This is a genomic window from Streptomyces sp. NPDC026301 (genome assembly GCF_055567935.1).
Genome location: NZ_JBVHPN010000007.1, coordinates 13350 through 26350, shown reverse-complemented (window position 1 = coordinate 26350; position 13001 = coordinate 13350). Strand labels below are relative to the sequence as shown.

The 13001-nt window shown below is 71.6% G+C and carries 13 protein-coding genes; 2 read left to right on the top strand and 11 right to left on the bottom strand.

Going from position 1 to position 13001, the window contains the following annotated elements; translation table 11 throughout:
• Position 1 precedes the first annotated feature (1 nt).
• The 9 genes from ACZ4MH_RS13605 to ACZ4MH_RS13565 all read right to left on the bottom strand — a co-directional run bounded on the left by ACZ4MH_RS13605 (position 2) and on the right by ACZ4MH_RS13565 (position 8437).
• A complete protein-coding gene (locus tag ACZ4MH_RS13605; RefSeq protein WP_351590322.1) occupies positions 2 to 682 on the bottom strand; it encodes a pyridoxamine 5'-phosphate oxidase family protein in 681 nt (226 codons plus the stop codon).
• A gap of 203 nt (positions 683 to 885) precedes the next feature.
• Positions 886 to 2049, bottom strand: a complete 1164-nt coding sequence (locus ACZ4MH_RS13600) for a S8 family peptidase (RefSeq protein WP_351590319.1) — start codon at positions 2047 to 2049, stop codon at positions 886 to 888.
• Positions 2050 to 2197: 148 nt separating this feature from the next.
• The gene (locus tag ACZ4MH_RS13595; RefSeq protein WP_351590317.1) at positions 2198 to 2824 is read right to left on the bottom strand and encodes a TetR/AcrR family transcriptional regulator; all 627 of its coding nucleotides are present in this window, start codon (positions 2822 to 2824) and stop codon (positions 2198 to 2200) included.
• 54 nt (positions 2825 to 2878) lie between these two features.
• Positions 2879 to 3727 (bottom strand): fumarylacetoacetate hydrolase family protein, encoded by an 849-nt coding sequence (locus ACZ4MH_RS13590; protein WP_351590315.1) that lies wholly within the window; start codon positions 3725 to 3727, stop codon positions 2879 to 2881.
• The gene (locus ACZ4MH_RS13585; protein ID WP_351590313.1) at positions 3720 to 4643 is read right to left on the bottom strand and encodes a 3,4-dihydroxyphenylacetate 2,3-dioxygenase; all 924 of its coding nucleotides are present in this window, start codon (positions 4641 to 4643) and stop codon (positions 3720 to 3722) included. Before ACZ4MH_RS13585 ends, ACZ4MH_RS13590 begins: the two co-directional genes overlap by 8 nt.
• Positions 4636 to 6162 carry an aldehyde dehydrogenase gene (locus tag ACZ4MH_RS13580; protein WP_351590310.1) on the bottom strand — a complete coding sequence of 509 codons (1527 nt, stop codon included), beginning with the start codon at positions 6160 to 6162 and terminating at the stop codon, positions 4636 to 4638. Before ACZ4MH_RS13580 ends, ACZ4MH_RS13585 begins: the two co-directional genes overlap by 8 nt.
• A 31-nt stretch (positions 6163 to 6193) precedes the next feature.
• Entirely contained in the window at positions 6194 to 7000 is an 807-nt protein-coding gene (locus ACZ4MH_RS13575) for an acetoacetate decarboxylase family protein (protein WP_351590308.1), read from the bottom strand.
• A gap of 15 nt (positions 7001 to 7015) precedes the next feature.
• A complete protein-coding gene (locus ACZ4MH_RS13570; RefSeq protein WP_351590306.1) occupies positions 7016 to 8245 on the bottom strand; it encodes an NAD(P)/FAD-dependent oxidoreductase in 1230 nt (409 codons plus the stop codon).
• Positions 8246 to 8248: 3 nt separating this feature from the next.
• The gene (locus ACZ4MH_RS13565) at positions 8249 to 8437 is read right to left on the bottom strand and encodes a ferredoxin (RefSeq protein ID WP_351590303.1); all 189 of its coding nucleotides are present in this window, start codon (positions 8435 to 8437) and stop codon (positions 8249 to 8251) included.
• 292 nt (positions 8438 to 8729) lie between these two features.
• On the opposite strand from ACZ4MH_RS13565, the gene ACZ4MH_RS13560 reads away from it, so the two are divergent.
• Both ACZ4MH_RS13560 and ACZ4MH_RS13555 read left to right on the top strand, forming a co-directional pair.
• A complete protein-coding gene (locus ACZ4MH_RS13560; RefSeq protein WP_351590432.1) occupies positions 8730 to 10049 on the top strand; it encodes a glutamine synthetase family protein in 1320 nt (439 codons plus the stop codon).
• A 44-nt stretch (positions 10050 to 10093) separates the two neighbouring features.
• Positions 10094 to 11374, top strand: coding sequence for a cytochrome P450 (locus ACZ4MH_RS13555; RefSeq protein WP_351590301.1), 1281 nt, complete (start codon positions 10094 to 10096; stop codon positions 11372 to 11374).
• Here the strand turns inward: ACZ4MH_RS13555 and ACZ4MH_RS13550 are convergent.
• Positions 11361 to 11909, bottom strand: a complete 549-nt coding sequence (locus ACZ4MH_RS13550) for a cytochrome b (RefSeq protein WP_351590298.1) — start codon at positions 11907 to 11909, stop codon at positions 11361 to 11363. The genes ACZ4MH_RS13555 and ACZ4MH_RS13550 overlap by 14 nt on opposite strands.
• Entirely contained in the window at positions 11909 to 12991 is a 1083-nt protein-coding gene (locus ACZ4MH_RS13545; protein ID WP_351590295.1) for a catalase family peroxidase, read from the bottom strand. The genes ACZ4MH_RS13550 and ACZ4MH_RS13545 overlap by 1 nt, the downstream gene beginning before the upstream one ends.
• Positions 12992 to 13001: the final 10 nt, after the last annotated feature.

Below are 13001 nucleotides of genomic sequence, written 5' to 3'. Positions count from 1 at the left end.
TTCAGCCCGCGGGGGTGTGCGCCCGGGCGCTGACGTGCGGGGGCGGCGCGATGCCCGCCGGCAGGAGGGGATCCGCTTCCGGTTCGCCCCAACTGGCGTTGAGCGGAAGGACACCGGCCCAGATCCCGAGCGCGGCGTCGGGCCCGTCCCCGTCGTCGGGGCCGCCGGTGCGTATCTTCACCGACGCCTCCGCCAGCGACAGCGCGAGCAGCGCCGTCGCCGCCATTTCCTTCCGGCTGGGCTGCCGGGCGTAGTCCCACTGCCCCGGTGCCGCGCGCTCGGTCAGACAGCGCAGCCCGGCCAGCTTCTCGTCCGGGTCGGTGACCGCGCGGGGCACACCGTGGATCATGGCGCTGCGGTAATTGACGCCGTGCTCGAACACAGACCGGGCCAGGACCAGCCCGTCCACGTGCGTGACCGTCACGCACACCGCCGCCTCGGGGGAGGCCACCAGGCTGCGGCTCGCGACCGAGCCATGGAAGTACAGCGTGTGCCCGTCGCTCCCGTACACGGTCGGCACGACCATCGGCCGCCCGTCGACGATCACCCCGAGGTGGCAGACGAACCCCGCTTCGAGGATGGCGTCCAGCTCCGCACGGTCGAGGCTCCCCTGCTCCCGCAGTCGGCGGTGCCGGGTGCGCTCCGTCTCCGGCAGCGTGGCAGGCAGTGGGTGGTCGGTCATGGTGCTGTCCCCCGTGAGTGTCCGGCGCTCGATGTGGCTGGCCGTACGCTACCGATATCGCCGTGAATTCGCTATCGATCAACGGAATCAGTCACCAATAGGCTGCACAGCAACGGAATCCGGTGCAAACCGGCAGGCGCCGGCGTCTCCACGAGACGCCGGCGCCGTCGGATCGACGTGTCGTTGTGTCGTCAGCAGGTGGATCAGAGGTCGGACTTGAAGAGCAGGCGGTTCGGGGTGCCGCTCGGGTTGCTGATGACGTTGGTCGTGGCGTTGCTGGTCAGCCAGTCGTTGATGGTGGAGGAGGCGGCGTCGCCCTTGTTCGACTTGTACAGGGCCGCGACGCCGGTCGCGTGCGGGGAGGCCATGGACGTGCCGCTCATCTGGGTGGTGCCGCCGCCGAGGCGGGTGGACGTGATGGAGACGCCGGGCGCGAACAGGTCCGTGCAGCTGCCGTAGTTACTGAACGACGCCTTGCGGTCGGAGCTGTCCGAGGCGGCGACGCTGAGGACACCCGGCGCGCTCGCGGGCGAGGTGTTGCAGGCGTCGGCGTTGTCGTTGCCGGCGGCGACGGACAGGAAGACGCCGGAGTTGTTCAGGGCCGCGGCCGCGTCGTTCACGGCGGAGGAGTAACCGCCGCCGATCGAGGCGTTGGCCACGGCGGGCTTCGTGGCGTTGTTACGCACCCAGTCGAAACCGGCGATGATGCCCGAGTACGCGCCGCTCCCGTCGCAGCCCAGGACCCGGACGCCGCGCAGCGCCACGCCCTTGGCCACGCCGTACGTGTTGCTGCCCACCGTGCCGGCCACGTGCGTGCCGTGCCCGTGACAGTCCTGGCCGTTGCCGCCGAGGGCGTCGTACACGTTGCGGGCGCGGCCGCCGAAGTCCGGGTGGCTGGTGTCGATGCCGGTGTCGATGATGTACGCGGTGACACCGGAGCCGTTGCGGTTGTAGGTGTAGGTGCCGCTCAGCGGGCGGTTGCGCTGGTCTATGCGGTCCAGGCCCCAGGTGGCGTTGGACTGGGTGGCGGCGGCGGTGACCTTCTGGTCCTCCTCGATGGCCTTGACCGACGGGTCGCCGCGCAGCTCCGCGAGCTGGTCGGCGGAGAGCTTGGCGGAGAAGCCGTTGAGGACGCCCTTGTAGACGTGGCGGGTGGTGATGTCCTCTCTCTTCGCCAGGCCCTTGGCCGTCGTGCCCGGCTTGAGGGTGACGATGTAACTGCCGTTGATGGCCTTGCTGTCGGGGGCCTGCTCGACGGTCACGAGCCGGGGGGACGCGTCCTGTCCGGAGGCGAGCGCGGTGCCGGCGGCCGGGACGAGCGCCGCGGGCACCGCCAGCAGCAGGGCGGCGAGGTGGGAACGCTTCATGGAACGGCGGACCTTTCACGAGGGGGGTGTGGCGAGTGGTCACACCCTCGGTCCGCCGGCCGGCCGAAACAATCCGTAATTCGCTAGGTAGTGCGTGCATAGGTGGTGGTGAACAAGTAGGTGGTGGTGAACAAGTAAGTGGTGGTGATCAAGCAGGGTCGCGACCGGCCGGCTCCTCGGCGGTGGCCAGCCGGCCCAGCAGGGACCGCAGCTCGTCGAGGGCTGCCGCGGTGTTCGCCGCGTCGCCGAGGGTCAGCTGGTGCAGGACGAGCCCGTCCAGCGCCGCGAAGACCAGGCGCGCGAGGGCGGGGCTGGGCTCGTGCGGCAGCATCCGGGACAGCTCGCGCGCGGAGGCCTCGAAGTACGCGTCGTACAGGCCGCGCACCTGGGGCAGCAGGTCCGGGCGGCGGCGCGCTTCGAGCAGCAGCTCGTACTGGAACGCCTGCAGATCGGGGCCGGTCTCGACCATGGCGGAGACGCCGGCCGCGAAGTCCTCGGGCCTGCCCGTTCCCGGCTCCAGCAGGCTGCTGCTCAGGCTCTGCCGCACGACGTACCCCAGCGCCTCCTCGATCAGCGCGTCGCGGGAACCGAAGTGGTGCACGACGAGGCCGTGGGTGACGCCGGCCTCCTCGGCGACCGCACGGTAGGTCAGCTTGCGCAGGCCGCCCCGCGCCACGACCCGGACCGCCGCGTTGAGCAGGGCGTCCCGGCCCTCGCCGTACCCCACCTCCCGGTGGCCGCGGCGGCCGCTGCCCTCCTTGGCTGCTTCCGTCATGCCGGCCAGCCTATCCCCAGGTCACAGCCACCGGAGGGCCCGCCGAGCCGGTCATCATCCGCGCTTCGGCGGGCGGATGCCGCGGAACTCCCAGTCGCCGCCGAGCGCGGTGGAGCGGACCTCCTCGGACTCGGTGGGCTGGGCGCCGACGTCGCCGCGGATCGCGGTCGGGCCGGTCACGATGTGGTTGGTGAGCCGGCCCAGCCCTTCGGCCTCGACCTCCACGACGTCGCCGGGCTGTACGGGGCGGGAGTTGGCGGGCGTGCCGGAGAGCAGCACGTCGCCGGGGTACAGGGTGATGGTGCGGGCGATGTCGGCGACGAGGTAGTGCATGTCCCACTCCATCTCGTCGGTCGAGCCGTCCTGGACGAGCTCGCCGTTGACGTACGTCCGCAGGTACTTGCCGCGGAAGTCCCAGTCGGTGACGAGGCCGGGGCCGAGCGGGCAGAGGGTGTCGGAGCCCTTGACGCGGAGCATGGAGCCGGCGTCGGTGTCGCGGAAGTCGTGCAGGCCGTAGTCGTTGGCGACGGTGTACCCCGCGATGTACTCCCCCGCCTCCGCCTGGGAGATGTTGCGCGCGGTCTTCCCGATGACGATGGCGACCTCGCCCTCGTAGTTCAGCCACTTGCAGCCCTCGGGGCGGACGATGGCGCCCTGGTGGGAGTTGAGCGCTGAGGTCGGCTTGTGGAAGTACGTGGGGGTCGGCGTCAGCTTGATCTGGAACTCCGCCACCCGGCTGCGGTGGTTCAGGTGCACCGCGACGATCTTGGAGGGGACGACGGGCGGCAGGTGCCGGGCATCGTCGATCTTGACGCGGCGGCCGTCGCCGGCCACCAGTTCCTTGCCCTCGCGGACGGTCTCGACGACGGCGCCGTCGAGGAGGATGCGGCGGTACTCAGGCATGGGTGGTCTCCTTGGAGGGGCGGGGGCGGGGCGCGGTCCAGCCGTTCTCGGGACGGTCGAACCACAGGTGGACCTGGCCGGTGCCGACGGAGTTCTCATACTCCCCGTACTGGCGCCCGCGGGCGGTGCAGCCCGCCTCGCCCAGCGCGCCGGCCAGCATCAGGTAGTGGAAGAACTTCGCCTCGGGCTTGTACGTCCAGAAGTCCGGCATGGTGCGCAGCACTTCGTCGTGGCGGCCGTCCTTGAACCAGGCGATGCGCTGCTCGTCCGCCGCGCGCGCCTCGGGCGTGAAGATGTGGACGGGGTCGCTGGCCTCGTGGTCGCGCAGCTGCCGCAGCGGCCAGAAGGTGTGCGAGAGGGCGCCGGAGGCGATCACCAGGACCTTGCGGCCCTCGGTGGCGGCGATGCCGTCGGCCAAGGCGCGGCCGAGGCGCAGGTGGTCCTCCATGTCGCCGGTCTGGCAGACCCCGATGGAGATCCACTTCTTGTCGGGCAGGCCCTCGCCGAGGTGCTTCCAGAGGTTGATCGTGGCGTAGTAGATCGGCAGGTAGTCGTCGTCGATCGGGGTGATCCAGGTGCCGTGCTTGTCGGCGAACTGGGCGATGTTGGCGGCCAGTTCGGGGTCCCCGGGGAAGTCGTACGGCATCCGGCACATGCCGCGCGGCAGCTCTTCGGAAGTGAAGAGGCCGGCCCGGCGCTGCTGGGCGGTGACGACGAATTCGACGGTGGTGGCCCAGTGCGAGTCCAGGACGACGACGGTGTCGTAGTCGGTGGTCTCGAAGACGTCCTTACGGAGCTGTCGCAGGCCGGTGACGAGGGTGATCTCCTTGCCCTCGTTCAGCTCCCGCCGGGTCTCCTCCGGCAGCACGATGGTGGGGACGTGGGCGAGCAGCCCGGCGCCGACGATTTCACCCATGGTCGCGCCAGCCTTCCCCAAGCTCTCGGCTCCGCTCGAGCAGGGGAGACCCCAATGGTGCGGTGACGGTGTTCTTGAGGTCGCAGTAGAAGTCGAAGCTCCAGGTGCCGCCTTCGCGGCCGACGCCGGACTCGCGGGAGCCGCCGAAGGGGGCCTGGAGGTCGCGGACGAAGAAGCAGTTGACCCAGACGGTGCCGGCGACCAGCGCTCCGGTGACGCGCTCGGCACGCTCGGGGTCGCCGGTGGCAACGGTGGCGGCGAGGCCGAAGCGGGTGTCGTTGGCGAGCCGGACCGCTTCCTCCTCGGTCTCGAAGGTCTGCAGGGTGAGGACCGGGCCGAAGACCTCCTCCTGGACGATCTCGGAGTCCTGCGCGACGTCGGTGAGGAGGGTCGGCGCGTAGTACTGGCCCTCCTTGCGGTGTCCCCCGATGACCGCGCGAGCGCCGGCCGCGAGCGCCCGCCGCACGAAGCCGTCGATCTTCTCCAGCTGGCGGGGGTGGATGTTGGGCCCGATGTCGGTGGCCTCATCGCGGGGGTCGCCCTGCGTCAGCTGCGACGCCTTCTCGACGAACCGGCGGGTGAACTCCTCGGCGACCGAGGACTCGACGAGGAGGCGAGTCGCCGCGAGGCAGACCTGCCCTGCGTTGTCGTACTGCTCCACCGCCAGGTCGACGGCGAGGTCCAGGTCGGCGTCGGCGAAGACCAGCAGCGGGGACTTGCCGCCGAGCTCGAAGCTGGTCGGCACGAGGTGCGCGGCGGCCGCGGCGGCGATGGCCTTCGCGGTGGGTACCGAACCGGTGAAGCTGATGCGGCGCACGTCGGGGTGGGCGACCAGGGCGCTGCCCGCCTCGGTGCCGTACCCCTGGACGACGTTGAAAACGCCGGCGGGCAGGCCCGCCTCGTGCGCGATGTCGGCGAGGAGCGAGGCGGTGAGCGGGGTCCACTCGGCGGGCTTGAGGATCACGGTGTTGCCCGCGGCGAGCGCCGGGGCGATCTTCCAGGTCGCGAGCATCAGCGGCGCGTTCCACGGCGTGATCAGTACGCAGGGGCCCGCCGGGTCCCAGGAGACGTGGTTGGTGTGGCCCCTGCCCGCGGCGGAGCCGCTCGTGTACGTCGTGAAGTCCTCGTGCTCCAGCTTCAGCAGCCAGTCCGCGAAGAAGCGGAAGTTGTGTGCCACGCGGGGCATCACACCGCGCCGGTGCGAGCGCAGCAGCGCACCGTTGTCGCTGGTCTCGACGATCGCGAGCTCTTCGATGCGCTTCTCGACGCCGTCGGCGATGGCGTGCAGGATGCGGGCGCGTTCGGCGCGCGGGGTGGCGGCCCAGCCGGGGAACGCCTCCTTCGCTGCGGCGACGGCCACTTCGGCCTCCGTCGCGGTGCCGCGGGCGATCTCGCCCAGGGCCGCGCCGTCGAGGGGCGAGACGTCGGTGAAGGTGGCGGCGGAGGCGACGCGCGCGCCGCCGATCCAGTGCCGGGTGTCGACGGCGACGCCGGCGACGGTGGTGCGGTGTGCGGTCATGTCCGGTCTCCCAGAGGTGAGAAGGTGTCGGTCACTCGGCGGCGGAGGTGCCGGACTCCAGGAGGGTGCCGCCGTTCCAGACGACGCCGACCTGGCGGTAGTACGCGGCGATCGGCTCGCGGATCTCGAGGCGGGCCAGCTCCTCGGTGGGCGCCTCGAACAGCTCCAGTTCGGCGTCGCCGCGCCAGGCGGGACCGGCCTCGAAGGACGCGGCACCGCTCTCGACCAGCTCGTCCAGGGCGAGGCCCTTGCCCGGCTCGATGGAGGGCAGCCAGCGGTGGTGGGCCATCGGGTGGCCGTTGACGAAGCCGTTGTTCTCCGATTCCGCGCGCAGCGTCACGACGGCCTGCGCGAGGCGCCGGTCGGCGGCCGCGAGCGTGGCGCCGAAGCGGGCGCCCGCCTCGATGCGCGGCGCCGGACCGTAGGGGTGCGGGCGGGTCTGGTGGATCGAGCCGAGCTTCTTCGGATAGCCCTGGTGCAGGCCGCGGGCGATGGCGAAGTCCTTGTCGACCCAGATGTACACGCAGCGGGAGTACGTACGGCCCTTGTAGGAGCAGCGGACGACCGCGAAGACTTCCTTGTACTGGGCACGCACGGGGTCGAGCAGTTCCTCCCCCGAGCCCGCGCAGGACTGCCAGTCGGCCCAGATGAGGGCGACGGCGCCGGGGTCCTCCTCGGCGAGTCCGAGCGGTTCGGGCAGCAGTTCGCGGACGCGTGCGGGGTCGGTGCGGTACTCGACGGTGAGGAGGTCGCCGGAGTAGTGCCAGGGGGGCGAGGGGATGAGCGACGAGGAACCGGTCGCCGTCTTGGGGTGGAAGTAACCGCGGACGCTGGCCATGGTGGTCGGACTCCTTCAGGCGTGCTGGGTACTGGGGGCCGGCTGCTGGAGCAGCTCGGCGCGGTAGCGGGCGGCTCCGGAGGCGGCGGCCGGGCCGCCGAGGGCGAGGACGCCGACCAGTCGGCCGTCGGCGTGGTAGCCGACGACCACGTCACCGTCCGGATCGCCGTCCGGGTCCCCGTCCAGGACGCGTACGTCGGTGAGGCCGAGGGACGGGGCGCCGAAAGACTGCAGCCGGAAGTCGTGCTGGTCGCTCCAGAAGGTGGGGAGCGGCGCGAAGGGGGTGGGGTCGGGCTCGGCGCCGGCCAGGTCGGCCGCGAGGGTTTTGGCGGCGCGCTTGGCGGTGTCGCCGGGGATCGACCAGTGCTCGACGCGGCGCGGGACGCCGTCGTAGCGGGCGTTGGGGAAGCGGGCGACGTCCCCGACGGCGACCGCGTACGGCAGGCCGCCGGCCCGCAGCAGTGCGTCGGTGAGCACGCCGTCGGTCAGGTCCAGGCCGTTGCCGGCCAGCCACTCGGTGTTGGCCACCGAGCCGACCGCCTCGACCACGACGTCGGCAGGCAGCACCTGGCCGTCGTCGAGCACGACGCCAGTGACGCGGTCCCCGCCCTCGAAGGCGGTGACGCCCGTACCGAGGGCGAAGCGTACGCCGCGTTCCTCGTGCCGGCGGTGCAGCAGGCGGGCGGGCAGTTCGCCGAGCGGGCGCAGCATCGGCAGCGGCTCGGGGTCGACGACGGTGACCTCGGCGGCGCCGAGGCCGACGGCGGTGGCGGCGACCTCGCAGCCGATGAAGCCGGCGCCGACCACGACGACCCGGGCGCCGGGGCGGGTCAGCGCGGCGCGCAGGCCCTGGGCGTCGGCGAGCGTACGGACGGTGTGGCGGCCGGCGGCCGGGCCGGGGCAGCGCAGCCGCCGGGGCCGCATACCGGTGGCGATCACCAGGCCGTCGAAGGCCAGTCGCTCGCCGTCCGCCAGCTCCACGGTCCGCTCGGCGAGCCGGGCGGCGGTCACACTGGTACCGAGGCGCCATTCCACGTCGGCGACGCTCGCGCGGGGCCGGAAGGCGAGGGACTCGAAGGGGGCCTTGCCCGCGAGGACTTCCTTGGAGAGCGGCGGGCGGTTGTACGGCATGTGCGGCTCGTCGCCGGCCAGGGTGATCGCGCCGGTCCAGCCGGCGGCGCGCAGCTGCTCAGCGGCGCGCAGACCGGCCATGGCGGCGCCGGCGACCACGATGCGGGCGGCCATCGGTCAGTCCTCGATCCGGATGGCCTGCAGCGGGCAGACGTCGGCGGCTTCCTCGACGTCCTCGCGCAGCGCGTCGTCGGGCTCGCCGACGTAGCCGAGGTGCCCGTCCGCGTCGAGCTGGAAGACGTCGGGCGCCGCGAAGACGCACTGGCCGTGGTCCTGGCACTTGTTCATGTCGACGACGACCTTCATGGCCGGCCTCCTGGTGGTGGAACCCATAAGTCGCTTGGAACTCGTTTGGCTTCAAACAAGATAGGAAGACGGCGACCCCTGGTCAACACCTATCCACGTGGATAAATTTTTTCGCCCGGCCTCTTGCGGGCGCCCCTGCCGTTCCCTACCGTTTGGCGTCAAACGATCACTGGACCGCATCCACCCCGCGGCCCCCGGTCGTCCTCCGCCACCGTTCAGCCCGTCCGAGGAGACACAGGTGAGCGCTCACGATTCCGCCCAGCTCCAGCAGCAGACCCAGCTCCGGCAGCAGATGGACGCACTGGCCGCCGACGGCATCGACGTCGTCCGGGTCGCCTATCCCGATCTCATCGGCACCGACCGCGCCCGCGACGTCCTGCTGGATCACCTGCCCTCGGCGTGCGACCACGGCCTCGCCTTCTGTCGGGCCGTCTACCACACCAGCCCGCAGGGCGACGTCGTCGAGGTCGCGGGCGGCCTGGACGCCGGCCTGCCCGACATCGCCGTCCGCCCGGACCTGAGCACGCTGGTCCCGCTGCCCTGGGAGCCGGGCGTCGCCTGGTGCCTCGGCGATGTACTCGACCCCGCCACCGGCTCACCCGCCCCGGAATCCCCCCGCGACCTGCTCCGCCACGTGCTCGCCCAGTGCACCGAGGAGGGGCTGGCCCCGGTGGTCGGCCCCGAGCTGGAGTACTTCCTGTGCGATCCGGACCCGGGCTCGCCCTCGGGCTGGAAGCGGTACGCCGAGGCCCCCGGCAACGTCTACACCGCGGGCCGCCGCGGCGACCCGGACGGCCATCTGCTCCGTACCCTGCGGCAGCTGCGCGACCTCGGCATCGGCGCCAGCATGGGCAACCACGAGTTCAGCCCGGGCCAGTTCGAGATCAACCTGACCCACTCCCCCGCGCTCGACGCCGCCGACCGGGCCTTCCGCTTCAAAGCCGCCGTCAAGGAACTCGCCCGCGTCGAAGGCCGGCTGGCCACCTTCATGGCCAAGCCCTTCAGCGACGAGGGCGGTTCGGGCTTCCACGTCCACGTCTCCTGTCTGGACGGCGAAGGGCACAACACCTTCGACGACCCCGCGGCGCCCCACGGACTCTCGGCCACCGCCCGCCACGCGATCGCCGGCGTCCTCGCCCACGCCCCCGCGCTGACCGCGCTGCTCAACCCCACGGTCAACTCCTACAAGCGGTTCGGGCCCGACACCCTCGCCCCCTGGCTGATCGACTGGGGGCTGGACAACCGCAGCGCCATGGTCCGCGTCCCGCCCGAGCGCGGCGCCGGCACCCGCTTCGAGCTGCGGCTCGCCGACGCCGGCGCCAATCCGTACCTCCTGCTGGCGGGCGCCCTCGCGGCCGCGCTGCTCGGCGTGCGGGCCGGCCAGGAACCGCCCGCGCCCCTGGAGGGCTACGGCTACGACACCACCAAGGCCGCCACCCTGCCGATGACACTGCCCGCGGCGCTCGACGCCTTCGAGGCCGACACCGCGCTCACCGCGGTCCTCGGCAAGGGCTTCGCCTCGGCCTTCCTCGCCTACAAGCGCAACGAGGTCGCACGCTTCCAGCAGTACGTCACGGACTGGGAGTTCACCGAGTACGCGTACCACCTGTGACGCCCGCGCCCACCCGTACGCGCAAGACCCGCAAGGAGCCACCGATGACCAGCACCCAGCCCGACGTCCACGAGCCGCTCCCCCTGGACGAGGTGAACCTCGCCGACCTGGACAACTTCACCGACGGCGTCACCCCGTGGCGGATGTTCCACACCCTGCGCCATCAGGACCCGGTCCACTGGCAGCCGGAGGAGGCGCCCAACTCCGGCTTCTGGTCGGTCACCCGGCACGCGGACATCGCTCGCGTCGACCGGGACGCGGACACCTTCACCTCCACCAAGTTCGTCAACCTCGAGGAGGTCGACGAGGATCAGATCAAGAAGCGCGCCTCCCTGCTGGAGCTGGACGGCGTCCGCCACCGCGCGATGCGCAGCCTGCTGCAGCGCCAGTTCGGCGCCGGCGTCATCAACCAGTACGCGGACTTCCTGCGCGGCCTGACCGCGAAGACGCTGGACGCCGCGCTCGCCAAGGGGAGCTTCGACTTCGTACGGGAGGTCTCCGCCGACTTCCCCATCAACGTCCTCGCCCGGCTGCTGGACGTGCCGCCGGAGGACAACCAGCAGCTCATCGACTGGGGCAACCGCATCATCGGCCACACCGACCCCGACTACGCCGACGTGCTGCTGGAGAGCGAGGAGAGCGAGCAGTACCGCGACCTGCCATTCCGCTCCCCCGCCTCCCTGGAGGTCTTCAGGTACGGGCGCGAGCTGGCCCGGCAGCGGCGCGGCGGCGACGGCACCGACCTGATCTCCCGGCTGGTCAACCAGACCCCGCGCGACGGCGTACCGCTCTCGGCCCAGGACTTCGACAACTACTTCCTGCTGCTCGTCGTCGCCGGCAACGAGACCACCCGGCACTCCATCAGCCACGCCATGCTCGCGCTGATCAACAACCCCGACCAGCTCGACAGGCTGCGCAAGGACCCCTCCCTCATCCCCACGGCGGTCGAGGAGTTCCTGCGCTGGGCCTCGCCCGTGTACCACTTCCGCCGCACCGCCACCCGCGACGTCGAGCTCGGCGGCAAGCACATCAAGGAAGGCGACAAGGTCGTCATGTGGTACGCCTCCGGCAACCGCGACGAGCAGGTCTTCGGCAACCCCTACGACTTCGACGTGGCCCGCGAGAACAACGACCACGTCACCTTCGGCAAGGGCAGCCCGCACCTGTGCCTGGGCAACCTGCTCGCCCGCACCGAGATGCGCATCATGTTCGAGGAGCTGATCCCGCGGATCGCCGACATCCGCGTCACCGGCGAAGTCCCCCGTGTCCGCTCCAACTTCGTCAACGGCATCAAGAAGCTCCCCGTCGAGGTCACTCTCGCCTGACCGCCGCGCGCCCGAATGCCATCCGGGCCAGCAGCCGGTCACGCAGGACGAGGGTGTGGAACAGCACCGCGCACGCGTGCGCCAGGAAGGCCGCGAAGAGCAGGTACGCCAGTACCGTGTGCGCCTGTCGCAGTACCGCGTACAGGGCCGGGTCGGACGGCAGAAGGCCCGGCAGGCGCACCGGCCCGTACAGCACGATGGGGTACCCGGCCGCCGACAACATGCCCCAGCCGATCAGCGGCAGCGCGAACATCAGGGCGTAGAGCAGGTACTCCGAGCCCTTCGCCGCCGCGCGTTCCCACCGGCCCATGGTGGGCGGGAGGCCCGGCGGCCGGTGCCGGAGCCGGTTCACGAACCGCAGCGCGGTGAAGACGAGGATCAGCATCCCGAGCGGCCGGTGAATGTCCTGCAGCGTGTCGTAGGCGGTCGGGGAGGCCACCATGGCGGCGCCGATGAACAGCATGGCGACGACCATGACCGCCATCCCCCAGTGCAGCAGGCGGGCGAGAACGCCGAACTTCTCCGTTCCGCTCATCACTGCTCCTTCACGACGTGGACGGGGCTCGGGGTCTTCTTCTCGCCCGATCTCCGGGTGAACGACTGGGAGTAGACCGCCGAACGGGCGCTGAGCAGCGGGTCGTCCGAGGCCGATATCCCGTCCGGGAGGATCAGCGGATCGAAGTTGACGTCCCGGGCGTTGCCGGCCGCCTCGGTCTGTACGGAGTCGATCGTCAGCGTCCCGGCGTCGATCGTGCGCCGGTCGGCGGGCCACGGCCGGGTGGCGTCGTCCGTCGGGTCACCGGCCCTGCCGACCGTCAGCACCAGGCGCCAACGCAGGGGCTGCTGCGCGACCTTGGCGATCAGCGCGTCGAAGAGGTGGTCGCGGCCCGGCGGGGCGGTGGTACCGCCCGGCCGGACCGGCTGCACCGGCTTCAGCGACCAGCGCACGGGGACGGTGTCGCCCGCATCATTGGTGCAGCGGAAGGCGTTCAGGCCGTTGTAGGTGCTGTCGTCGAAGCCGGACGTGGGCGGGTGTTTCTTGACGACGGCCATCGCCCTGGCCGTTTCGGGGTGCCCGGCGAGGAAGGCGGCCATCTTCTCCGGGTCCGGCTTGCCCGTTCCCGGCAGCGGCTTGGCCGCGAGCATCCGCGCGAAGAACCCCTCCGGGGTGCGGTCCAGGAAGACCGGGAGGTTGATCATCGCGGTCCGCCACTGCTCGCCGTCCGGCAGGTGGAAGAGCAGCGCGAGCCCGCGCACGGTGGGCGTGGCGTCGGGGGCGTCCGGCAGCCCGCCCGAGAGCGAGAACCGGCCGGTCACGGGGGTACGGCCGGATGCGAACACACTGGCCCTGGACACCTCGGCGCCCGCCCCATTGGCGGTGAAGTACCCGGAGACGCTCACGCCCTTCGCGTGGTTGCGCCGGAATCCGGCATGCTTCCCGTACACCTCCTCGAAGCGGTCGGCGAACTTGGCCGGGGTCAGCCGCTCGGCCGGATACCAGCCGCCTGCGTAGGCGAACCCGCCGACGCCCGCCGTGCCGACGCCGCCGATCGCGGCGAGCCCGAGCAGCGCGCTTCGCCGGCTGAGCCGCGGGCGGGGCGGCTCAGCGGGTGGCATGGGGGCGTCC

Bases quoted from the DNA above. Each gene is read 5' to 3' on its own strand.
- ACZ4MH_RS13605 (WP_351590322.1), bottom strand. From the start codon at position 682: ATGACCGACCACCCACTGCCTGCCACGCTGCCGGAGACGGAGCGCACC.
- ACZ4MH_RS13600 (WP_351590319.1), bottom strand. From the start codon at position 2,049: ATGAAGCGTTCCCACCTCGCCGCCCTGCTGCTGGCGGTGCCCGCGGCG.
- ACZ4MH_RS13595 (WP_351590317.1), bottom strand. From the start codon at position 2,824: ATGACGGAAGCAGCCAAGGAGGGCAGCGGCCGCCGCGGCCACCGGGAG.
- ACZ4MH_RS13590 (WP_351590315.1), bottom strand. From the start codon at position 3,727: ATGCCTGAGTACCGCCGCATCCTCCTCGACGGCGCCGTCGTCGAGACC.
- ACZ4MH_RS13585 (WP_351590313.1), bottom strand. From the start codon at position 4,643: ATGGGTGAAATCGTCGGCGCCGGGCTGCTCGCCCACGTCCCCACCATC.
- ACZ4MH_RS13580 (WP_351590310.1), bottom strand. From the start codon at position 6,162: ATGACCGCACACCGCACCACCGTCGCCGGCGTCGCCGTCGACACCCGG.
- ACZ4MH_RS13575 (WP_351590308.1), bottom strand. From the start codon at position 7,000: ATGGCCAGCGTCCGCGGTTACTTCCACCCCAAGACGGCGACCGGTTCC.
- ACZ4MH_RS13570 (WP_351590306.1), bottom strand. From the start codon at position 8,245: ATGGCCGCCCGCATCGTGGTCGCCGGCGCCGCCATGGCCGGTCTGCGC.
- ACZ4MH_RS13565 (WP_351590303.1), bottom strand. From the start codon at position 8,437: ATGAAGGTCGTCGTCGACATGAACAAGTGCCAGGACCACGGCCAGTGC.
- ACZ4MH_RS13560 (WP_351590432.1), top strand. From the start codon at position 8,730: ATGGACGCACTGGCCGCCGACGGCATCGACGTCGTCCGGGTCGCCTAT.
- ACZ4MH_RS13555 (WP_351590301.1), top strand. From the start codon at position 10,094: ATGACCAGCACCCAGCCCGACGTCCACGAGCCGCTCCCCCTGGACGAG.
- ACZ4MH_RS13550 (WP_351590298.1), bottom strand. From the start codon at position 11,909: ATGAGCGGAACGGAGAAGTTCGGCGTTCTCGCCCGCCTGCTGCACTGG.
- ACZ4MH_RS13545 (WP_351590295.1), bottom strand. From the start codon at position 12,991: ATGCCACCCGCTGAGCCGCCCCGCCCGCGGCTCAGCCGGCGAAGCGCG.